At 67.8% G+C, this 21,482-nt stretch carries 21 protein-coding genes; 11 read left to right on the top strand and 10 right to left on the bottom strand.

Annotation, left to right across the window (positions count from 1 at the left end):
• The first annotated feature begins 188 nt into the window (after nucleotides 1–188).
• Both lpdA and ACIPR8_RS06000 read left to right on the top strand, forming a co-directional pair.
• Nucleotides 189–1,613 carry a dihydrolipoyl dehydrogenase gene (gene lpdA / locus ACIPR8_RS06005; protein WP_446540424.1) on the top strand — a complete coding sequence of 475 codons (1,425 nt, stop codon included), beginning with the start codon at nucleotides 189–191 and terminating at the stop codon, nucleotides 1,611–1,613.
• Nucleotides 1,614–1,736: 123 nt separating this feature from the next.
• Complete coding sequence (locus ACIPR8_RS06000; protein ID WP_132864302.1) at nucleotides 1,737–2,330, top strand: LOG family protein; 594 nt, start codon at nucleotides 1,737–1,739, stop codon at nucleotides 2,328–2,330.
• A 127-nt stretch (nucleotides 2,331–2,457) separates the two neighbouring features.
• Here ACIPR8_RS06000 and ACIPR8_RS05995 read toward each other — a convergent pair whose 3' ends face one another.
• Nucleotides 2,458–5,370: a bifunctional diguanylate cyclase/phosphodiesterase gene (locus ACIPR8_RS05995; RefSeq protein WP_446540423.1), complete on the bottom strand. Its 2,913-nt coding sequence runs from the start codon at nucleotides 5,368–5,370 to the stop codon at nucleotides 2,458–2,460.
• A gap of 169 nt (nucleotides 5,371–5,539) precedes the next feature.
• Here ACIPR8_RS05995 and ACIPR8_RS05990 point away from each other — a divergent pair, with 169 nt between their 5' ends.
• From ACIPR8_RS05990 to ACIPR8_RS05970, 5 genes are all read left to right on the top strand, one after another.
• Nucleotides 5,540–6,103 carry an RNA polymerase sigma factor gene (locus tag ACIPR8_RS05990; protein WP_446540422.1) on the top strand — a complete coding sequence of 188 codons (564 nt, stop codon included), beginning with the start codon at nucleotides 5,540–5,542 and terminating at the stop codon, nucleotides 6,101–6,103.
• On the top strand, nucleotides 6,100–7,065 hold the full coding sequence (locus ACIPR8_RS05985; RefSeq protein WP_446540421.1) for a hypothetical protein: 966 nt from the start codon (nucleotides 6,100–6,102) through the stop codon (nucleotides 7,063–7,065). Before ACIPR8_RS05990 ends, ACIPR8_RS05985 begins: the two co-directional genes overlap by 4 nt.
• Before the next feature lie 42 nt (nucleotides 7,066–7,107).
• Nucleotides 7,108–7,704, top strand: a complete 597-nt coding sequence (locus ACIPR8_RS05980; protein ID WP_192288171.1) for an IMPACT family protein — start codon at nucleotides 7,108–7,110, stop codon at nucleotides 7,702–7,704.
• Complete coding sequence (locus ACIPR8_RS05975) at nucleotides 7,697–9,469, top strand: ABC transporter transmembrane domain-containing protein (RefSeq protein ID WP_446540420.1); 1,773 nt, start codon at nucleotides 7,697–7,699, stop codon at nucleotides 9,467–9,469. Before ACIPR8_RS05980 ends, ACIPR8_RS05975 begins: the two co-directional genes overlap by 8 nt.
• Before the next feature lie 90 nt (nucleotides 9,470–9,559).
• The gene (locus ACIPR8_RS05970) at nucleotides 9,560–9,760 is read left to right on the top strand and encodes a hypothetical protein (protein WP_132864308.1); all 201 of its coding nucleotides are present in this window, start codon (nucleotides 9,560–9,562) and stop codon (nucleotides 9,758–9,760) included.
• 343 nt (nucleotides 9,761–10,103) lie between these two features.
• Here the strand turns inward: ACIPR8_RS05970 and ACIPR8_RS05965 are convergent, their stop codons facing one another.
• The 5 genes from ACIPR8_RS05965 to grpE all read right to left on the bottom strand — a co-directional run bounded on the left by ACIPR8_RS05965 (nucleotide 10,104) and on the right by grpE (nucleotide 16,172).
• Nucleotides 10,104–11,210: a prephenate dehydrogenase gene (locus ACIPR8_RS05965; RefSeq protein WP_446540632.1), complete on the bottom strand. Its 1,107-nt coding sequence runs from the start codon at nucleotides 11,208–11,210 to the stop codon at nucleotides 10,104–10,106.
• A 17-nt stretch (nucleotides 11,211–11,227) separates the two neighbouring features.
• Entirely contained in the window at nucleotides 11,228–12,136 is a 909-nt protein-coding gene (pdxY, locus tag ACIPR8_RS05960; protein ID WP_446540419.1) for a pyridoxal kinase, read from the bottom strand.
• 209 nt (nucleotides 12,137–12,345) lie between these two features.
• Nucleotides 12,346–13,470, bottom strand: a complete 1,125-nt coding sequence (gene dnaJ / locus ACIPR8_RS05955; protein WP_132864310.1) for a molecular chaperone DnaJ — start codon at nucleotides 13,468–13,470, stop codon at nucleotides 12,346–12,348.
• Nucleotides 13,471–13,600: 130 nt separating this feature from the next.
• Complete coding sequence (gene dnaK, locus ACIPR8_RS05950) at nucleotides 13,601–15,523, bottom strand: molecular chaperone DnaK (protein ID WP_192288167.1); 1,923 nt, start codon at nucleotides 15,521–15,523, stop codon at nucleotides 13,601–13,603.
• Between the two features lie 139 nt (nucleotides 15,524–15,662).
• A complete protein-coding gene (gene grpE, locus ACIPR8_RS05945) occupies nucleotides 15,663–16,172 on the bottom strand; it encodes a nucleotide exchange factor GrpE (protein WP_132864312.1) in 510 nt (169 codons plus the stop codon).
• Between the two features lie 182 nt (nucleotides 16,173–16,354).
• Between grpE and recN the strand changes: the two genes are divergently transcribed.
• Nucleotides 16,355–18,022 carry a DNA repair protein RecN gene (gene recN, locus ACIPR8_RS05940; RefSeq protein ID WP_446540418.1) on the top strand — a complete coding sequence of 556 codons (1,668 nt, stop codon included), beginning with the start codon at nucleotides 16,355–16,357 and terminating at the stop codon, nucleotides 18,020–18,022.
• A 145-nt stretch (nucleotides 18,023–18,167) separates the two neighbouring features.
• Here the strand turns inward: recN and fur are convergent, their stop codons facing one another.
• The gene (gene fur / locus ACIPR8_RS05935; protein WP_165931239.1) at nucleotides 18,168–18,575 is read right to left on the bottom strand and encodes a ferric iron uptake transcriptional regulator; all 408 of its coding nucleotides are present in this window, start codon (nucleotides 18,573–18,575) and stop codon (nucleotides 18,168–18,170) included.
• A 104-nt stretch (nucleotides 18,576–18,679) separates the two neighbouring features.
• On the opposite strand from fur, the gene ACIPR8_RS05930 reads away from it, so the two are divergent.
• Complete coding sequence (locus ACIPR8_RS05930) at nucleotides 18,680–19,069, top strand: outer membrane protein assembly factor BamE (RefSeq protein WP_132864315.1); 390 nt, start codon at nucleotides 18,680–18,682, stop codon at nucleotides 19,067–19,069.
• A gap of 19 nt (nucleotides 19,070–19,088) precedes the next feature.
• Here the strand turns inward: ACIPR8_RS05930 and ACIPR8_RS05925 are convergent, their stop codons facing one another.
• A complete protein-coding gene (locus tag ACIPR8_RS05925; RefSeq protein ID WP_446540417.1) occupies nucleotides 19,089–19,346 on the bottom strand; it encodes an RnfH family protein in 258 nt (85 codons plus the stop codon).
• 3 nt (nucleotides 19,347–19,349) lie between these two features.
• Nucleotides 19,350–19,778, bottom strand: coding sequence for a type II toxin-antitoxin system RatA family toxin (locus ACIPR8_RS05920; protein WP_313251122.1), 429 nt, complete (start codon nucleotides 19,776–19,778; stop codon nucleotides 19,350–19,352).
• A 51-nt stretch (nucleotides 19,779–19,829) separates the two neighbouring features.
• Between ACIPR8_RS05920 and smpB the strand changes: the two genes are divergently transcribed.
• Both smpB and ACIPR8_RS05910 read left to right on the top strand, forming a co-directional pair.
• Nucleotides 19,830–20,333, top strand: coding sequence for an SsrA-binding protein SmpB (gene smpB / locus ACIPR8_RS05915; RefSeq protein ID WP_132864318.1), 504 nt, complete (start codon nucleotides 19,830–19,832; stop codon nucleotides 20,331–20,333).
• Complete coding sequence (locus ACIPR8_RS05910; protein ID WP_446540416.1) at nucleotides 20,333–20,755, top strand: GNAT family N-acetyltransferase; 423 nt, start codon at nucleotides 20,333–20,335, stop codon at nucleotides 20,753–20,755. The genes smpB and ACIPR8_RS05910 overlap by 1 nt, the downstream gene beginning before the upstream one ends.
• Here ACIPR8_RS05910 and ACIPR8_RS05905 read toward each other — a convergent pair.
• A complete protein-coding gene (locus ACIPR8_RS05905; RefSeq protein WP_192288162.1) occupies nucleotides 20,728–21,333 on the bottom strand; it encodes a hypothetical protein in 606 nt (201 codons plus the stop codon). The two genes, ACIPR8_RS05910 and ACIPR8_RS05905, sit on opposite strands and share 28 nt — an antisense overlap.
• Between the last annotated feature and the right edge of the window lie 149 nt (nucleotides 21,334–21,482).

Genomic DNA, 21,482 nt, shown 5'->3' with positions numbered 1-21,482 from the left:
CTGCGGCTCATTGAAGATCAACGAGCCGCCGCGAGCCGCCAAGGCAAAGCACCCGCTGTTCACCTGCTCTACTCGCGGCGGCCCGTTTCGAATCACGACTCTTTGATTGAACGACTGCGGCACCCTCATCCGGCGCTTCGCGCCACCTTCTCCCGGCGGGAGAAGGGATAGGAAACAAGGAATCTCTAATGGCTGAACAATTCGACGTCGTCGTCATCGGTGCCGGCCCGGCCGGCTACCACGCCGCCATCCGCGCCGCACAGCTGGGCCTGAAGACCGCCTGCATCGACGCAGCGCTGGGCAAGGACGGCAAGCCGGCACTGGGCGGCACCTGCCTGCGCGTGGGCTGCATCCCGTCCAAGGCGCTGCTGGACTCCTCGCGCCAGTACTGGAACATGGGCCACATCTTCGACCAGCACGGCATCAGCTTCAACGACGCCAAGATCGACGTGAACAAGATGGTCGGCCGCAAGGACGCCATCGTGAAGCAGTTCACCGGCGGCATCGCACAGCTGTTCAAGGCCAACAAGGTCGCCACCTACTACGGCTTCGGCCAGCTCAAGGCCGGCAACCTGGTCACCGTCAAGCAGCATGACGGCAGCGAAGTCGAGCTCAAGGGCACCAACGTCATCATCGCCGCCGGTTCGGATTCGATCGAACTGCCGTTCGCCAAGTTCGACGGCAAGCACATCGTCGACAACGTCGGCGCACTGGACTTCACCGAAGTGCCCAAGCGCCTGGCCGTGATCGGCGCCGGCGTGATCGGCCTGGAACTGGGCAGCGTGTGGAAGCGCCTGGGTTCGGAAGTGGTGATCCTGGAAGCACTGCCGGAGTTTCTGGCCGCCGCCGATGCCGAAGTGGCCAAGGTCGCCGCCAAGGAATTCAAGAAGCAGGGCCTGGACATCCGCCTCAACGCCAAGGTCTCCAAGACCGAGATCAAGGGCGAGGAAGTCATCGTCACCTACACCGACGCCGAAGGCGAGAAGACGCTGACCGTCGACAAGCTGCTGGTGGCCGTCGGCCGTCGCGCCGCCACCAACGGCCTGCTGGCCGATGGCACCGGCGTGCAGGTCAACGAGCGCGGCCAGATCGTGGTCGACGACCACTGCCACACCGGCGTCGATGGCGTCTGGGCGGTGGGCGACTGCGTGCGCGGCCCGATGCTGGCGCACAAGGGCTTCGAGGAAGGCATCGCGGTTGCCGAACTGATCGCCGGCCTGCCGGGCCACGTCAACTTCGACACCATCCCGTGGGTCATCTACACCGAGCCGGAACTGGCATGGGTCGGCAAGACCGAAGCCCAGCTCAAGGCCGAGGGCATCCCGTACAAGGCCGGCAGCTTCCCGTTCGCCGCCAACGGCCGTGCGGTTGCGATGGTCGAGCCGGCCGGCTTCGTCAAGGTGCTGGCACACGCCGAGACCGACCGCGTGCTGGGCATGCACCTGGTGGGCGCCAACGTCTCCGAACTGGTCCACGAAGGCGTGCTGACCATGGAGTTCAGCGGCTCGTCCGACGACCTGGCCCGCATCTGCCACGCCCACCCGTCGCTGTCCGAGGCAGTGCACGACGCGGCGATGGCGGTCACCAAGCGCGCCATCCACAAGGCCAACTAAGCATCACTGGCCTGTGACAAGAAGGCTCCGCCCCGGCGGGGCCTTCTTGCTTTTGCATCTTCCGCGTCCTGCGCCTGTTCATCGGTGCCGGACGGAACACCTCTCGTTTCCCAGGAATCTTCCATGAAGTCCATCTGCGTCTATTGCGGCTCCAACCCCGGCGCCAAACCCGTCTACGTCGAACAGGCCACCGCGCTGGGCAAGCGCATCGCCGCCGAAGGACTGCGCCTGGTGTATGGCGGTGGCCGCACCGGCCTGATGGGCGCGGTGGCCGATGGCGTGCTGGCGGCCGGCGGAGAAGTCACCGGGGTGATCCCGCAGCACCTGGTGGACATGGAAGTGGCGCACAAGGGCGTGACCACGCTGGAGATCGTCGGCTCGATGCACGAGCGCAAGTCGCGCATGTTCGACCTGTCCGACGCCTTCGTCGCCCTGCCCGGCGGCTTCGGCACCGCCGAGGAAATCTTCGAGATGCTGACCTGGCGCCAGCTCGGCATCGGCAAGAAGCCCTGCGCGTTCCTCGACATCGACGGCTTCTACAAGCCGCTGATCCACATGATCGACACCATGGTCAGCGAGCGCTTCCTGCACCCGGAGCAGCGCGAGGACCTGTGGTACGGCGACGACGCCGTGCAGATGCTGGAATGGATGCGCGCGTATTCGCCGGCGCAGGCGGACAAGTGGTTCGATGAGAAGAAGCGCAGCGCCCTGCGCTGAAGCAGTGTCTGGAGGCACTCCTACCGCGCGCCTGCCGTAGGAGCGGCCTTGGCCGCGAAGCTGACATTCCACCCGGACCGCGAAGCCCTGGCACCAACGGCTTCGCGCCCGATCCGCCCCCTCTGCCCTAGCCCGCCGCAGCGCGCGGCAACACCGCTTCGCCCGGCGACGGATAGCCCAGCAGATACCCCTGTCCGAAGCTGCAGCCCAGCTCCAGCAGGGTCTGCAGCTGCCGGTCGTTCTCCACGCCTTCGCCGATGGTCTCGATGCCCAGCGTGCGGGCCAGCGACAGCACCCCCTCGACCAGCGCCATCGTGCTCTTGCCGGTCTCCGCATGCAGGCCGGCGACGAAACTGCGGTCCACCTTCAGCGCACTGATCGGGAACCGGTGCAGGTACGACAACGCCGAATACCCCGTGCCGAAGTCGTCCAGCTGCACCACCACGCCACGCTCGCGCAGCTGGTGCAGGGTCTGCAGGGTACGCGGCGCGTCGTCGAGCAGGGCCATCTCGGTGATCTCCACCCGCAGTCGCTCCGGGTCCGCACCCGCGGCATCCAACAGGCCCAGCAGTCGCGAGGCGAACTCGACCGAACGGAAGTGCCGCGGCGACACGTTCACCGAGATATAGCCGGCCGCGCTGTTGGCCAGGTCGCCGATCACGCGCTCGTAGATCTGCCAGTCCACCTGCTCGATCAGCCCGCTCTCCTCCCCCAGCTCCAGGAAGTCCCCGGGCGTGAGCAGGCCACGGCGCTCGTGCCGCCATCGCAGCAGCGCCTCGAAACCCACCACCTGGCCGCTCCGCAGGGAGACGATCGGCTGGTAGTACGGGATGAAATGCTGGTTCTTGATCGCCCGCCGCAGGTCGGCTTCCAGCTCCAGGCTGCGCACCGCCTCCTCGTGCATGGCACCGTCGAACATCACGCAGCGGTCCTGGCCCCGCAGCTTGGCCCGGTACATCGCGGCATCAGCGTCACGCAGCAGGTCCGCACCCGAGGTATAGCGTGGGTTCCACAAAGCGATGCCGATGCTGCCGGACGGGAACAGCTCGCGCCCATCGACCCACATCGGCGCTTCCAGCGCCTTGAGCAGCCGGCGGCCCAACTGCATCGCCGCATCGGCGCCGCGCTCGCAGCTGACCAGCAACGCGAACTCGTCGCCTCCCAGCCGCGCCACCACGTCCTCGCCCCGTACCAGTCCAACCAGCCGCCGCGCCACCTCGACCAGCATCTGGTCGCCGGCGGCATGCCCGATGCTGTCGTTCACCCACTTGAAACGGTCCAGGTCCAGGAACAGCAACGCGAAATGCTGGGCGATGCCCAGCTCGGCATTCTCGATGGCGCGTTCCAGGCGGTCCTGCAGGTGCAGGCGATTGGGCAGCCCGGTCAGCACGTCGTGCATGGCCAGGTGGGTCAAGCGCTGCTCGGCGCGCATGCGCTCGCCGATCTGGCCAAGCAACTTCTGGTTGACCTCCCCCAGTTCACGGGTGCGTTCCATCACCCGTCGTTCCAGGTCCGCATGCGCCTGCATCAGGCGCTGCTGGTCGCGCTGCCGCGTCAGGCCGGCACCGATGGTGCGCGCCACGAACACCAGCAGGCGCTGGTCATCCAGCGTGAACACCGTCTCCGGGTCATAGCTCTGCACGGCGATGACACCCACCGCCTCGTCGTCGCTGAACAAGGGAACCCCCAGCCAGCAGTACGACTTGGCACCGAATTCGCTTACCGCACCGGCGGCGAGCAACGCATCGATATCCGCACGCATGGCCAACACCGGCGCCCTTCGGCGCAGCGTGTACTCGGTCAGGCCGGCACTGAACGGCCGTGACGGGCGTTCGCGGTTGAAACGGTCGACCGAGTAGACGAACTCGATGCCGTCACCGCTGGCACTGACCATCGCCACGTAGAAATTGCTGGCGTCCAGCAGCCCGCTGATGATCGCGTGCACCTGCGCAAGGAACGCGTCCTGGCAAAGCCCGCCCATCGCCAGTTCGGAAATATTGAACAGCGCGGCCTGCAACTGCTCCGCGCGCCGGCGCTCAACGATCTCCTCCTGCAGGTGGACGTTGATGCGCTCCAGCTCCTGGGTGCGCTGCTGCACGCGCTCCTCCAGCTGCATGTGCGTCTGGTGGCGGTCCATCGTGGTCAGGATCTGCTTGGCCACGAAGTCCAGCAGCGCGCGTTCCTCCTCGCCGTAGCTGTCCTCGCCCACATAGCTCTGCACCACGATCGCGCCGCAGACGCGGTTGTCGCGCCACATCGGCACGCCCAGCCAGTCCAGGCTCTCCGCGCCCTCGCTGGTATCCGGCGGATACTCCAGGAAGCGGTGCAGCTCCCGCGACGGCCCGCTCATCACCCGGCCATGGCGCAGCACCGCGAAGGTCAGGCTGCCGGGCATCTCGTCATGGTGGTAGCTGCGCCCCGCCTCGGGCACGAAGTCGTCCTGCGTATCGACGTAGAACAGGAACTTCAGGCTCTCCTGGCGCTCGTCGCACTCGACGATGTAGCAGTTCTCCGCGTACATCAGCGAACACAGGATGCGGTGGAAATAGCCCAGCATCTCCGACATCGCCAGGTCCGCGCCGGCCAGATCGGCGATCTCGAACAGCGCCCGCTGCAACTGGCGCGCCCGCTGCAGCTGCTTGATCTCCACGTGCTGGCGCATCGAATCGATGGCGCAGCCGATCAACACCCGCGCCGTACCCTGCCATGCCTGGCACTGGTGCGGCGCCAGGGCGCCGGCCGCATCGATCACCGCCGCCAGCCGCACTCCGCTGGCATGCTCCCAGGCGAAGCAGCGCTGCGCGGGGCCATCGTCGCCGGCTGGCGCATCGGCAAGGGCACGCCGGGCCCGCTGCAGCGCCACCGTTGCATCCACGGGCAGCACGCAGCTCCCTTCGCCGAGCACGTCGTCGCGCCAGGCCACCGCAACGGCAGTCCCGGCAGGCAGCAGTCCCTGCAGCGTCGCCACGACCTTTTCCAGCGGCGTCTGGCTGGTGGCCTGTGTCGATTCGGTACGCGTTTCCAACTCGCTGTACGTCATGTATTCCGTCTCTCTGGGCCCCGGTTCCCCCGAAGCTCCCCCCATCAACCAGCATACCGTCCCGGCCGGGTTCAAACCTGCAAATATTTCGCTTCACAATCGTGAACAGGCCGCGATCCACCGGCCTTGCCGACTAGGCATGCTCCACCGCAACACTTACGCTTCCCGCGTGGATACCGCCGTTCAATCCCCTTCCGACGAAACGCTGATGCTCGCCTACGCCGACGGCGACGGCGACGGCGACGCATTCGCCGAACTGTATGCGCGCCACCGGGCGCGGCTGTTCCATTACCTGCTCGGACAGTTGCGCGACCGCTCGCTGGCCGAGGAGCTGTTCCAGGACGTGTGGCAGAAGATGATCCATGCCCGCAACGGCTGGCGGCCCGACGCGGCCTTCGCCACCTGGCTGTTCCGCATCGCGCACAACCGCTTGAACGACCACTGGCGCGCTGCACGCCACCGCCCGGTGGCCCCGGACGACGCCGATGAGCGCACCGCGCGCCTGGCCGACACCTGCACCCCTGAACTGCTGGCGGACGAACAGGCCCAGCGGCTCGAACTGCGCCAGGCCTTGGCCGAACTGCCACCGGAGCAACAGGAGGTCGTGATCCTGCGCCTGGAGCAGGAATTGAGCCTGGAGGAGATCGGGCAGATCACCGGCGTGGGCCGGGAAACCGTCAAGTCGCGGCTGCGCTATGCGATGGACAAGCTGCGCGCGAGGTTGAGCCAATGAACACGTCTGACCTGCTCAGCGCTGAAGAGCGCGAACTGGCCCGGCTGCTCGGTCGTCCGGGCCCAGCCGCTGGCCCCGGCCCAGGCCTGGACGCCGCCGTCCTGGCGATGGCGCGTGCACCGGCAGCCCCGGTCGCAGAGACCCCGCCGGCGGCGGCACCGGTCGCCGCCCCGCTGCCTGTCCGTCCCCGGACCACGGGCTGGGGACGACGTCGCCGCGTCGTGTCCTCGCTGGCGGCGGTCGCCTCGCTGGTCCTGGTGGTTGGCCTTGCCTGGCAGTTGCGCCCGCTTCCGCCCCAACCCGGCATGGCCCTGCCCGCCGCCACGGAATCCCAGGCGGCGCCGGCTGATGCCCCCACCGCCGAGGCTCCCCCGCTGCAGCAGTCGGCCGATGCCGCCGCCAACCAGGCGACGCTGCCCGCCACAGGCATGGCCGAAACCGAGCCTGTGCCCCCGCCGGCTCCTGCCCGGGCCCGGGTCCAGGCTGCGCCTGCCGCGGCCGCTCCCGTCGCTGAGCCGGCCGCCGCGGAAGTCATCGCCCCACCGGCGGCCTACAGCACCGCCATCCTCCCGCCCGCTCCGCCAGCGCCTCCGGCGCCCGCGCCGGCAGCCATCAGCGCCCCGGTCGAACAACAGGCCGACGCGTTCCCGGCCGCCGACGCTGGCGCTGACCGCGCGTCCGTCCCGCAACGGCCGCAAACGCCACGTCCCGTCATGTCTGCCCCCATCCCACATGCCGGTGCCAAGGCCACCGCCAAGGCAGTCGAGGCCCGCAGGGAACAGGCGCAGGCGGCCGACATCGAGGCTGACGGTGGCCTGTCGCGGCACCAGTGGCTCAAGCGCATCCGCGAACGCCGCGACAACGGTGACCTCGACGGCGCCCGCGCCAGCCTGCGCCAGTTCGTCCAGGACTACCCCGAGGCGCGCGTGCCGCGTGACCTGCGCCCGTTGCTGGAACCGTGAGCACAACGCACGGCTGCTGCGACAGCCACTAGAATGGCGGCAATGCTCGACACCCTTGCCGCACCGGCCAGCCACGCGCTGGAAATCAAGCACAGCCGTTTCCTCGCCCAGGCCTGCCCGATCAACAGCGCCGCCGAGGCGCTGGTGTTCTTCGATGCTGTTTCCACGCCGGATGCCACGCACAACTGCTGGGCCTACCGCTACGGCAACGAGTACCGCTCCAGTGACGATGGCGAACCCGCCGGCACCGCCGGGCGGCCGATCCTGGCCGCCATCGACGGCCAGGGCTACGACCGCGTCGCAGTGGTCGTCACCCGCTGGTACGGCGGCATCAAGCTGGGGGCTGGCGGGCTGGTGCGTGCGTACGGGGGCACCGCCGCCGAATGCCTGCGGCTGGCCACGCGCAGCCCGTTGGTGCCGATGACCGAGCGCATCCTGCAATGTGGCTTCGAGGACATGGGCATCGTGCACACCCTGCTGGGCAGCGCCGGTGCCGAGAAGCTGGACGAACAATTCCTGGCCGAGGGGCTGCGCCTGCACGTGCGCCTGCCGGCCGACCGCATCGATGCCCTGGCCATCCGCCTGCGCGATGCCACCCGTGATCGCCTGCGCCTGAGCGAGCCTGCACACCATGACTGAAGCCCCCCCGTCGCCGCGCGAGCCGCGCCTGAAGAAACTCGGCAGCCTGAAAACCCTGTGGCCATTCGTGCGTCGGCATGGCGCGCTGTTCAGCGCATGGCTGCTGGCGCTGGCCGTCTCCTCTGCGGCCACGCTGAGCCTGCCGATGGCGGTCAAGCAGATGATCGACACCGGTTTCTCCGGCGGCGGCAGCGAGATCAACCGTGCCTTCGGCCTGCTCTTGATCGTGGCGATCGTGCTCGCCCTGGCCACCGCAGCGCGCTTCTTCTTCGTTTCCCTGCTGGGCGAGAAGGTGGTGGCCGACCTGCGTGGACAGCTGTACGCGCACCTGATCGGGCTGGACGCCGGTTTCCATGACCGCACCCGCAGCGGCGAGCTGGTCTCGCGCCTGTCCGCCGACAGCGAGCTGCTGCGCAGCGTGATCGGCTCGACCATGTCGGTGGCGCTACGCAGCACCGTCACCGTGGTCGGCAGCATGGTCATGCTGTTCGTGACCAGCCCGCATTTGGCGCTGTACTCGCTGATCGGCATTCCGCTGGCGGTGCTGCCGATCGTGCTCGGCGCGCGCCAGTTGCAGAAGATCTCACGCGCCAGCCAGGACCGCGTGGCCGACGCCAACACGCTGGCCGCCGAGACACTCGGCGCGGTGCGAACGGTACAGGCGCATGCACGCGAACCGTACGAACGTGGCCGTTTTGAAGACGCACTGAAGGTATCGGTGGCCACCGCGCGGCGTCGCATCGGCACCCAATCCTTCGTCACGGCCATCGCGATCATGCTGGTGTTCGGCGCCATCGTGGCGGTGCTGTGGTCCGGCGCGCACGATGTGGTCGATGGCCAGATGAGTGCCGGCACGCTGGGGCAGTTCGTGCTGTATGCCCTGATCGGCGGCGGCTCGGTCGGCGCGCTGGCCGAGGTCTGGAATGAGCTGCAGCGTGCCGCCGGTGGCATGGGCCGCATTGGCGAGCTGCTGGTGGAAACCCCGCGCATCACTGCCCCGGCGCAACCCGTGCCACTGCCTGCGCCGGTCCGTGGCCAGATCCGCTTCGAGCAGGTCGCCTTCCACTACCCGCAGCGACCTGACCAGCCGGCTCTGGACAACTTCACCCTGACCGTTGCCCCCGGCGAGACGGTGGCCCTGGTCGGCCCTTCCGGGGCCGGCAAGAGCACCGTGCTGTCGTTGCTGCTGCGATTCCACGACCCGGACGCCGGCGCGGTGTACCTGGATGACATCGACCTGCGCCAGCTCGACCCGGCCCAACTGCGCCAGAGCATCGCACTGGTGCCGCAGCAGCCGGCCCTGTTCGCCGCCAGCGCCGCCGACAACATCCGCTACGGCCGTTTGGATGCCACCGACGAGGAACTGCGCGCCGCCGCCCGTTCGGCCGAGGCCGACGACTTCCTCAGCCAGTTGCCGCAGGGCTATGACAGTGACCTGGGCGAGCGTGGCGCGCGCCTGTCCGGCGGCCAGCAGCAACGCATCGCCATTGCCCGTGCCCTGCTCAAGGACGCCCCGGTGCTGCTGCTGGACGAAGCCACCAGCGCATTGGATGCCCAAAGCGAGCGCGCGGTGCAGCAGGCGCTGGAGCGGCTGATGGCCGGCCGCACCACGCTGGTCATCGCGCACCGCCTGGCCACCGTGCTCAAGGCCGACCGCATCGTGGTGATGGACCACGGCCGCATCGTCGCCCAAGGCACGCATGCCGAGCTGCTGGCCCAGGATGGGCTGTACGCCGAGCTGGCCCGGCTGCAGTTCATCGATTGACCACGTCCGGGTAACGCCTGCATAACGCTGCAAGGGGCAAGCTGCCCCGGCAGTGCACGTGCACCGCATCGTGCGGACAGGAGGCGAGCCATGGCGTTCCGACAGTTCCCTGCAACCAGTGAAGAGGGCGAAAGCTGGGTCGTGATCGAGTTCAAGGACGAAGACGGCGGCGCGGCGCATTCCATCCGCTACGAGCTGTCCGATGGGCGCCCGCTGATACGCGAGGGCAGCCGCCTTTTCACCTCCGACGGCGAGGTCCGACTGTCCTTGAATCAGTCGTATCGCGCCTGAGCCTGAATGCGCTTTGCCGATATCGCCTTGAACTGGTCAATATTTAGGCAACTGTCTTGACAGCCTTGTGCCCCAAGGGCTGCCGGCGATTATCCACATGGTTGTGAACATTTCATCCACACCCCCTGTGGATTAGTACAGAACCGTCTCACCGCCTGCGACCACTGTAGGAGCCGCCTCGGCCACGAAGCAGGGAGTGCTTGACGCACGCAAACCCCTCCGTCCAAGGCACGCCCTCACCCCTTGGCGCCAGTCGATGGGACGGCCGGAGAGGAACAACGCTTCGACATCCATGCAGGGCCCGGCGCGGGGATGGCATCCCCGCCCAGGCATCCTCGTCCGCCTAGCGCCCCAGCACCCGGCCAATGCCGCTGCTGTCGATCTCCGCCGACGCCGCGGCCAGCACCTCGGGCGCATAGGCCTGCACGAACCCCATCCGGAAGTGCACCTCGCCTGCCGGCGTACGCGAGGAGTGGATCGAGGCCAGGCTGATCCCGTGCCGCTCGAACACGTGCAGCAGTTCGCGCAATGAACCGGCGCGATCCTCCGGCAGGTGCACGCTCATCGCCCGCTGGTCGGTCAGATCCGCCAGCAGGTAGCCGAGCCGTTCGAAGCTGTAGTTGCCATCACGCAACGTCTGCTCGCCGACCGCTTCGCGGTTGACGTCCAGGAACTGCTTCCGGAACGCGGCACGCGCCTGTTCGCTACCTTCGGCCAGCAGGCCGCGCAGCTGCTGCAGCTGCTGCAGCAGGTGATCCAGCACCTCGCCGGCATGCGGGTTGCCAAACTGGATGTCTTCATAGATCGCCGGGTTCAACGACAGGATCCGCGAGATCACCGTCGCATCCAGCTCGAACGCAGCCGAGCGGTACGGCATCAATTCCTGCAATGAGCCCAGCATCGGCGCGTACTCGCGCAGCACACCAGCCTGCGCCAGGTGGGTGGCATGCACCATCGCCTGCACCAGCGCCATTACCCGGTCATGGTGTTCGGCCGTGCCACGTACGCATTCGGCCTGCAGCGCCATGCACAGCGCATCCAGCCAGGCCTGCCAGCGTGCATCCAGCCGCGCCTCGCAGACCACCATCACCCTGCCCTTCAGGGTGGGTGCCTTGGGGGGTGCCGTCATCGGATGCAGACCGGCCACCGAGGCCTGCGACTCCAGCATCGCCGCGACCGGCCCGGCTTTGATCGAGGTGACGTCCAGCCACAGCCGGCCACGTTCGCGTCCGGCCGATTGCTGCACGTACTGGCGGATCAGCGCCGGGGTCTGCCGGATCGGCGCGGAGAACAGCAGCACGTCGGCGCGCTCCAGCAACTGCTCCGGCGTCTGCGACGAGGCATCCACCGGATCGTGCCCGATGACTTCCAGGCCCATCCGGGTCTGGAAGAACGTGCGCAGCCAACGACCATAGGCGCCACCACTCCCGACGATGCCGATCACCGGCATCGCCGTCGCGTCCTGCGTCACGCCAGGCGCTCGGCGCGGAAGCGGTACGGCGTGCCCAGCGCGGCTGGCGCCGCGGCCAGCACGTCGAACTCCTCCACGCCCTCGGCCAAGGTGGCTTCCAGCGCGGCGTGCACGCCCGCGATCGCACGCCCAACGGCGTCCTCGAAGGCATGGCCCTTGATCAGGAAGGCCACCAGCAGCGACATCAGCACGTCACCGGTGCCGGCCACGTCCACCGGCAGGTGCGGCGAGGTCCAGCGCCACACTTCATCGCGGCCGATGGCCAGCGTCACCAGCTCGCCCGGATCGCCGGACACCGAATGCGCGATCACCCATTCCGGCCCGCGCTCAAGCAGCTTGCGCGAGGCGGCGATGGCATCGTCCTGCTCCAGCGCCGGCATGCCGGTCAGGCGTCCCAGTTCGAAGGCATTGGGCGTCACCAGCCAGGCATGCGGCAACAGCCGCTCGGCGAACACGCGTTCCAATCCCGGCTCCACGTAGGGGCCGGTATGGGTGTCGCCGATCACCGGGTCCAGGCAGTAACGCAGGTTGGGCGACTGTGGCAGCACTTCGTCGAGCCAGTCGGCAAACGCCGCGCCGTTGTCGACGCTGCCGAAGTAGCCGGACACCAGCATCTTCGCCCGCTGCGGCAAGCCGCGCTCGCTCGTGCCCTGCAACAGCTCGGCGAACCAGTCGGCCGGCAGCACGCGACCACGCAGGGTCGCATAGAACGGCGCATTGCTGAGCAGCGTGGTCGGGATCTCCGCCACGCGCAGGCCCAGCGCGCGCAACGGCGGCACCGCCGCACTGTTGCCGGCATGGCCGTAGACCAGTTGGGATTGAACGGAAATCACGTCCACCGGCGACGGCCCATCGGGGCGCTGCCGGCGACCATGCACGAGGTGGCTGTGGTCGGGATTGTTCATTGCAACATTCTACGTCCGCCTGCCACCGCGCGGCCCAGGACGCTTGCGTGCGCAACCAACGCAACCGCCTGGAACGCGGAAAGCCGCAGCAAGCTGCGGCTTTCGTGTCGAATCCAGCACAAAGACGAATGCCCCGCCGTAGCGCCGGGCCCTGTCCGGCGGCGGCTCCACCGGAAACGTCCGGTGGGGTGTGGCGCCGCACTGTCGCCTCAGGACTTCATGCGTTCCCAGAAGCCCTTCACGCCATCCATGAAGGTGGCCGATTTCGGCGAGTGCTTGCGTGCTTCCTCGCCGACGAAGGTGGCCTCGAACTGCTCCAGCAGCTTGCGCTGCTCGTTGGTCAGGTTCACCGGCGTCTCGACCACGATGCGGCAGTACAGATCGCCCTCGGTGCGGCTGCGCACCGACTTGACGCCCTTGCCGCGCAAACGGAACAACTTGCCGGTCTGGGTCTCGGACGGGATGCGGATCTCCGCCTCGCCACCCAGCGTGGCCACGCGCACGGTGTCGCCCAGCGCCGCCTGCGAGATGCGGATCGGCACTTCGCAGTGCAGGTCGTCGCCGTCGCGGGTAAAGATGGCGTGGTCGCGCACGCGCACTTCCACGTACAGGTCGCCCGGCGGGGTGCCCGGCGGACCGGCCTCGCCCTCGCCCTGCAGGCGGATGCGGTCGCCGGTGTCCACGCCCGCGGGCACCTTCACCGACAACACCTTGTCTTCCTCGACACGGCCGTTGCCGTGGCAGGTCTTGCACGGCTTGGCGATGATCTGGCCGCGGCCGCCGCAGTTGTGGCAGGCCTGCTGCATGGCGAAGATGCCGCGCTGCACGCGGACCTGGCCGCGACCACCGCAGACGTTGCAGGTTTCCACCTTGCCGTCTTCCGAGCCGCTGCCATCACAGTCACCGCACTCGGCCAGGGTCGGGATCTCGATGCGGCGCTCCACGCCGGCCACCGCTTCCTCCAGGTCCAGCTCCATCACGTAGCCGATGTCGGCACCGCGACGCGGCTGGCGCGGGCCACCGCCGCCACCGAAGATGTTGCCGAAGATGTCCCCGAAGATGTCGTTCATGTCCGGGCCGCCGGCACCGCCGCCACCGCCCATGCCGTGCTCGAACGCGGCGTGGCCGTGGGCGTCGTACATGCGCCGCTTGTTGCCGTCGGACAGCACTTCGTAGGCTTCCTTGCACTCCTTGAAGGAGGCCTCGGCCGCCGCGTCACCGGGGTTGCGGTCCGGGTGGAACTTCATCGCGCAGCGACGGTAGGACTTCTTCAGTTCCTCGTCGCTGGCGTTGCGGGCCACGCCCAGTACTTCGTAGTAATCGCGCTTGCTCATGCTCTTCTCTCCCTCCCCCTCCGGGGAGGGCAAGGTGGCGGTTCATCGACAAGACAAGGGTCCGGGGCCGCCTGCGCAAACCCGGACCCTGGTCCCGGCCCTTCCCACGCGGGGAAGGGCCAGCGGTACATCAGGACTTCTTGTCGTCCTTGACTTCGGTGAACTCGGCGTCCACCACGTCGTCGTTGGACGGGCCGGCGGCGCCGGCACCCGGTGCCGGGCCGGCCTGCTCGCCGGCCGAAGCGGCGGCGTACAGCGACTGGCCGGCTTCTTCCAGCGCCTTGGACCTGGCTTCGATCTGGGCCTTGTCGTCGCCCTTCATCGCCGTCTCCAGGTCGGCCAGCGCGGCCTCGACCTTGCCGATCACGTCACCACCGACCTTGCTGCCATGCTCGGTGATGGCGGTGCGGGTGGCGTGGATCAGGCCGTCGGCCTGGTTGCGGGCCTGGACCAGTTCCTGGAACTTCTTGTCTTCCTCGCGGTTGGCTTCGGCGTCGGCAACCATGCGGTTGATTTCGTCTTCCGACAGGCCCGAACCGGCCTTGATCTCGACCTTCTGTTCCTTGTTGGTCTTCTTGTCCTTGGCCGACACGTGCAGGATGCCGTTGGCGTCGATGTCGAAGGACACTTCCACCTGCGGCATGCCGCGCGGGGCCGGCTCGATGCCGGACAGGTCGAACTTGGCCAGCGACTTGTTGAAGCGGGCCTGCTCGCGCTCACCCTGCAGCACGTGCACGGTCACGGCCGACTGGTTGTCCTCGGCGGTGGAGAAGGTCTGCGAGGCCTTGGTCGGGATGGTGGTGTTCTTCTCGATGATCTTGGTGAACACGCCACCCAGGGTCTCGATGCCCAGCGACAGCGGGGTCACGTCCAGCAGCAGCACGTCCTTGACGTCGCCGCCCAGCACGCCGCCCTGGATCGCGGCACCCAGTGCCACGGCTTCGTCCGGGTTGACGTCCTTGCGCGGCTCCTTGCCGAAGAACTCGGTGACGGCCTGCTGCACCTTCGGCATGCGGGTCTGGCCACCGACCAGGATCACTTCGCTGATGTCGCTCGAACGCAGGCCGGCATCGTTCAACGCAGTGCGGCACGGCTCGATCGACTTCTTGATCAGGTCTTCCACCAGCGCTTCGAGCTTGGCACGGGTCAGCTTGATGTTCAGGTGCTTCGGGCCCGACGCGTCAGCGGTGACGTACGGCAGGTTCACTTCGGTCTGCTGGGCGCTGGACAGCTCGATCTTGGCGCGCTCGGCGGCGTCCTTCAGGCGCTGCAGGGCCAGCGGATCCTTGCGCAGGTCGATGCCCTGGTCCTTCTGGAACTCTTCCACCAGGTACTCGATGACGCGGTTGTCGAAGTCTTCGCCGCCCAGGAAGGTGTCGCCATTGGTGGCCAGCACCTCGAACTGCTTCTCGCCGTCGACGTTGGCGATCTCGATGATCGACACGTCGAAGGTGCCGCCGCCCAGGTCATAGACGACGATCTTGCGGTCCTTGTTGTCACCCTTGTCCAGGCCATAGGCCAGCGCGGCCGCGGTCGGCTCGTTGATGATGCGCTTGACGTCCAGGCCGGCGATGCGGCCGGCGTCCTTGGTTGCCTGGCGCTGGCTGTCGTTGAAGTACGCCGGCACGGTGATCACCGCTTCGGTGACCTTCTCGCCCAGGAAATCCTCGGCGGTCTTGCGCATCTTCTCCAGCACGCGGGCGGAGATTTCCTGCGGCGCCATCTTCTTGGCGTCGCTGGTCTGCACCCAGGCGTCGCCATTGTCATGGGCCAGGATGGTGTACGGGACGTGCGCGATGTCCTTCTGCACTTCGGCGTCGGTGAACTTGCGGCCGATCAGGCGCTTCACCGCGTAGAAGGTGTTCTTCGGGTTGGTGACGGCCTGGCGCTTGGCCGAGGCACCCACCAGCACTTCGCCGTCCTTGGTGTAGGCGACGATGGAGGGCGTGGTGCGGTCGCCTTCCGAGTTTTCGATGACGCGGGCCTTGCCGCCGTCCATGATCGCCACGCACGAGTTGGTGGTGCCGAGGTCGATACCAATGATCTTGCCCATGGGGGACTCCTGAGAATTCGTGTGCCGGCCGCTGCCGGGGATGAATGGGATGTGGGGGACGACCCGATGACATTCAAGTCATCCCCGGAACACTGTTTGCTGTTGGCCGGCCCCGTTTAACCAGGGGCCAGCCGGCCGGTCAGTCGGCCTTGGCCACCACCACCAGCGCCGGCCGCAGCAGGCGCTCGTTGAGCAGGTAGCCCTTCTGGAACACGGTCACCACGGCGCCCGGCGCCACGCCAGCCGGCGCGTCGACCTGGCTGATGGCCTGGTGGTGTTCCGGGTTGAAGGCCTCCCCGGCCGGGTTCAGCAGGGTCAGCCCGTTGTCGGCGGCCACCTTGAGCAACTGCTTGTAGGTCAGCTCCAGCCCCTCGCGCAGCGGGCTCGGTTCGGTGCCGGCGGCGGCCAGGCCGGCGTCCAGGCTGTCAAAGACCGGCAGCAGCTCGCCCAGCAGCTTCTCGTTGGCGAACTTGCGCGCCTGTTCGATGTCCCGGGCCACGCGCTTGCGCTGGTTCTCCAGGTCGGCACGCTCGCGCAGCGCGTCGGCCTTGACCTGCTCCAGCTCGCCAAGCAGCGCCTGGACCTGGGCTTCGTGCTGGTCGGCGACGGCGTCGTTCTGATGATCGGTTTCGGGGTGGTCTTGGTTCATTTCCGGTTCCCTGGCGGAGGTTCTGCCCGCCTACCCGGCCTCGTATGTGGGCAATGCCTGCCGTTTCAAGGCTTGGACTCATCCTTTGAGACGCCGGGCGCCTACTCTGCCCCGGCGCCCCTGCATGCATTGACCTGTCCGGCGTGCGTGCTAGCTTTGCGCGGCCTACTCATCTGCCCACCATGCTCAGACATCTTTCAATCAAGGATTTCGCCGTTGCCCGCGCCACCGAGCTCGAATTCGGGCCTGGCATGACCGTGGTTTCCGGCGAAACCGGCGCCGGCAAGTCGTTGATGGTGGACGCCCTGGGCTTCCTGTCCGGGCTGCGCGCCGACTCCGGCGTGGTCCGCCACGGCGCCAGCCGGGCCGAGCTTTCGGCCGAATTCAGCCTGGAGGCCGACAGCCCGGCCCGGCAGTGGCTGCTGGACAACGAACTGGACGACGAGGAGCAGTGCCAACTGCGCCGCGTGATCCGCGCCGACGGCGGCTCCCGGGCCTTCATCAATGGCCGCCCGGTCCCGGTTTCGCAGCTGACCGAGCTGGCCGGCTTCCTGGTCGAGATCCATGGCCAGCACGACCAGCAGGCATTGCTGTCGCGGCCCAGCCAGTTGGCCCTGCTTGATGCCTATGCCCGCAACGACACCGAGCGCGCCGCCGTGCGTGCCGCCACCGGCACCTGGCAGGCCCTGCTCGATGAGCGCGATGCCCTCTCCCAGCAGGGCGACGTCTCCGACCGCATCGGCTTCCTGGAGCACCAGCTCGGTGAACTGCAGCGCGAGGAACTGGAACCGGCGGCGATCACCGCGCTGGGCGCCAGCCACCGTCGCCAGGCCCATTCCACCGCCCTGATCGAAGCCTGCCAACGTGCCGGCGGTATCCTCAACGGGGACGACGATGCCCCGTCCCTGCTTTCACTGCTGCAGCAGGTCCGCCATGAACTGGGCCGGGTCAGCCAGCACGAACCGCGCCTGGGCGAGGTCGATGGCATGCTCGACGCGGCCGGCATCCAACTGCACGAGGCGCTGGCCCAGCTCGACCGCGTCCAGGACGACCTGGACAGCGACCCGGATGCCTTCGAGGAAATCGAACGCCGGCTCGGCCGCCTGCACGACCTGGCGCGCAAGCACCGGGTACCGATGGAGGAGCTGCTGGCCACCCAGCAGCGCATCGAGGCCGAGCTGGAACAGTTGCGTGGCGCCGACGAACGCCTGGCCCGCCTAGCGGGCGAGATCGACAAGGCCGCTGCCCGCTGGCAGGCCGAAGCGGCCATCCTCACCGCCAGCCGCAGCAACGCGGCCAAGGCACTGTCTGACACCACCACCACCCTGATCGGCGAACTGGGCATGGGCGGCGGCCAGTTCCTGATCGAACTGGAACCGCAGCCGGCCGCCCGCCCGGACCCGAACGGCGCCGAGCGGGTCGAGTTCCTGGTCGCCGCCAACGCCGGCCAGCCACCGCGTGCCCTGCGCAAGGTCGCCTCCGGTGGCGAGCTCTCGCGCATCTCGCTGGCCATCGAGGTCGCCGCGCTGGGCCTGGATGCCGTCCCCACCATGGTCTTCGACGAAGTGGACTCGGGCATCGGTGGCGCGGTGGCCGACATCGTCGGCAAGAAGCTGCGTGCCCTGGGCGAACGCCGCCAGGTGCTGTGCGTGACCCACCTGCCGCAGGTCGCCTCCAAGGGCCATGCCCACTACCGCGTCAGCAAGGCCCCGGTCGACGGCATGACCCAGAGCGCAGTGGAACTGCTCGACGCCAAGGGCCGCGAGGAAGAGCTGGCGCGCATGCTCGGCGGGGCCGAGGTCAGCAAGGAAGCCCGCGCCGCCGCCCGCAGGCTGCTCACCGAGGCCTGAGCCGGTCGAGGACCAAGGTGTCCCCGGCCTGTTCCCCCATGGACGCGGGACAGGCCCCAAACAACAACGCCGGCCCAAGGGCCGGCGTTGTGCGTTTCATCCTGCTGGCCGGTGACCCGTGGCGGGCCACCGCTGGCGCGGGCGTTCAGCGACGCTTCTTGCGCACGTACAGCACCAGCGAATGCTCTTCCAGCTCGTAGCCATGATCAGCCGCGATCTTGCGCTGCAGCTGCTCGATCTCGTGGCTTTCGAACTCGATGATCTTGCCGGTGTCCACGTCCACCATATGGTCGTGGTGGCCGCCGCGGTCCAGCTCATAAACCGCCTGGCCGCCCTCGAAGTTGTGCTTGAGCACCAGCCCGGCCGCTTCGAACTGGGTCAGGACACGGTAAACCGTGGCCAGGCCGATTTCGTCGCCGCAATCGAGCAACTGCCGATAGATGTCTTCGGCGGTCAGGTGGTGATGGGGGGTGTTCTGCTCGAGCAGGGCGAGGATGCGCATCCGCGGATGCGTCACCTTCAGACCGACTTTGCGCAGGTCGTTGGATTCCATGGCCATCGTGTTCATTGGCGGTTTAGCGCCAGTTGCCTCCGGTCAGATCGCGCTGGGTGCCGGGGAGTGTATCATCGCCCTGATATCCCCAATCGCCCTACCCAATGCGCAACCTTCTGTTGATTGCTGTAGTCGCCCTGTCCACCACCGGCTGCGGCATCATCTACAAGCAGCCCATCTACCAGGGCAACCTGATCCGTGAACAGGCCGTCTCGCAGCTGCAGGTCGGCCAGAGCAAGCAGCAGGTCAACGCGCTGCTGGGCACCCCGTCCATCGCCGACCCGTTCCACGCCCAGCGTTGGGATTACACCGCCAGCCAGCGCGTGAACCGCCTCGGCACCACCGAGACCAAGAACTTCACGGTGTTCTTCGAGAACGACATGGTCACCCGCTGGGAAGGCGACTACTTCCCGAACCAGGATGCCGAGCTTGCCCGCAAGAGCGTGCGCCAGTTCGGCCGCAACCTGGCCAAGGACAAGAAGAAGGGCCGCTGATCGCCAGCGCCGCTTGGGATCAATCGCCGCCGCGCGCCCGCCGGCGGCGATTTTCTTTGGGGTCGGCCAACAGCGGGCGCAGCAGCTCGATGCGGTCCCCCTCGTGCAGCAACTGCTGCGGGCGCGCCAGCACGCCATGCACAGCCAACGCCACCGTGACGCCGGCGGTATCCAGCCCGGCCTCGTCCACCGCCTCGGCGACGGTGCAGCCCTCGGGCAGCGCCAGCGTCCGCTGCAGGTAACGTTCCGGCCAGGCCAGCACCACCTCCACCCGCATGCCTCATTCCTCCTGGTCGGCGACGCGCACGAAGTCGTTGACCATGCGATCGGCCAGCCCCTGAAAACCCAGCGCCAGCGCCGGCCCCAGCAGCCGCGAGGTCGGCTCGAACTCCAGCTCCAGGCTGACCTTGCAGGCATCGGCGGCCAGCGGCTGGAAGTCCCAGCGCCCATGCAGGCGCTTGAACGGCCCGTCGCGCAGCTGCATGTCGATGCTGCGCGGGCGCACCAGCGCGTTTTCGGTCATGAACCAGGTGCGGAACGAGCCCAGCCCGAGGTCCAGCCGCGCCACCAGCCGGTCCCCGCCCTGCTCCAGGATCTCGGCCTTGTCGCACCAGCGGAACCGGCGCGGATAGGCGGAGACGTCATTGACCAGATCAAACATGCGCTCGGCGGAGTGTTCGACCAGGGCGCTTCGGCGGATGGTAGGCATGGGGAATACGATGGATATCCGGAATGCCTCCGAATCGGAGACAATACGTAAATGAGCAAGAACACCGGCAAGGATAAAGCAAAGAACGCGACGGCCGACAAAACCATCGCGTTGAACAAGCGTGCCCGTCACGAATACCACCTGGAAGAACGTTTCGAGGCCGGCCTAGTCCTGCAGGGCTGGGAAATCAAGGCCATCCGCGCCGGCCGCGGCAACATGACCGACGCCTACGCCTACGTGAAGGACGGCGAGATCTTCCTGATCGGCGCCCAGATCACCCCGCTGATCCAGGCCTCGACCCACACCATCCCCGAGGACCGCCGCCAGCGGAAGCTGCTGCTGCACCGCCGGGAGATCGACAAGCTGATCGGCCGCGTCGAACGCGACGGCTACACCCTGGTCCCCACCGCGATGTACTGGAGCAAGAACAAGATCAAGCTCGAGATCGCGCTGGCCAAGGGCAAGCAGAACCACGACAAGCGCGACACCGCCAAGGAACGCGACTGGGCCCGCGAGAAGCAGCGCGCCATGCGCGCCCACAACCGCAACGCCTGATGCCCCCCTGCACGCCACGGCCGGCCAGCGCGCACGACAGCGAGCAGCTTTGCCAGCGCCTGCTGGCCTTCAACCAGCAGGCCTGTGGCAATCCACTGGAAGAGCTTCCCGTCCGCCTGGCCTGCCACGATCACGACGGCACCCTCTACGCCGGCCTGCTCGCCGACATCTGCGCCGGCTGGCTCACGGTTCATGTCCTGTGGGTTGACCCCGCCCACCGCGGGCGCGGGGTGGCCAGTGCGTTGCTGGCCGAGGCCGAACAGACCGCACGCCAGCACGGCGCCCACGCCGCCCTGCTGGACACCTTCGACTGGCAAGCCGAGGGCTTCTATACCCGTCACGGCTACGACGTGTTTGCCCGGCTCGCTGACTACCCGCCGGGCCATCAGCGGATCTACCTGCGCAAATCCCTGCTGGCGTAAGCCCACCGGCGCAGCTCACCACGGGTACCGGCCTCCTGAAGCGCAACGCACAGCAGTGCCAGGCGCACGACCACCTTGATTTCAGTCGCAGCGGCGGCGTCTCCTGCCAGCCATGCCCGGACCCTGTCCGCCGCTTCCGGCGGCAACAGCTCCAGCACGCGCTCCTCCGGGATCGCGTCGGCCACCCGCTGCAAGCGCTGCGAGAAGCCGAACAGGCGCAACGAACTCCATGCCACCTGCAGCACCGCCACCACTGCCACCAGCGTGACCAGGCGATCCACCGCCGCCAGCTCAAGACCCGACCATGCCGGCCGCAACGCCAGCAGCAACAGGGCCGCCGCAACCTGCCAGCCCGCCCAGCGATACCGCCGCCGCGCCATGGCCCCGACCATGCCCGCGCTGACCAGCAACGTGGCCACGGCCGCGCCGAGCTGCCAGCCCGAGTCACCCCACAGCGCCGCCGTCGTCAACAACAGCAGCAACACATAGGCAGGCAGAGCCGGCAAGGCACGCCGCAGGAAATCCCGCCCCACGCCTGCCGCGAGCCCCTTCAAACTGCGCGCCTGCTGCTCTTGCACCAACGGTCTCCACCCGATTTCAACCGACACATCGTTGACGGGCGCCTGTCGCAGAAAGGTCGGCGGGGCGTTAACCCACGCCAGACGGATACCGGCACGTGACGATTCAGCTTGTTTGCCGTAGCATCCACACCGTCAGCGAGGTTTCG

It is taken from the genome of Stenotrophomonas sp. LARHCG68 (assembly GCF_052871705.1).
This window is presented reverse-complemented; position numbering and strand designations above follow the sequence as displayed.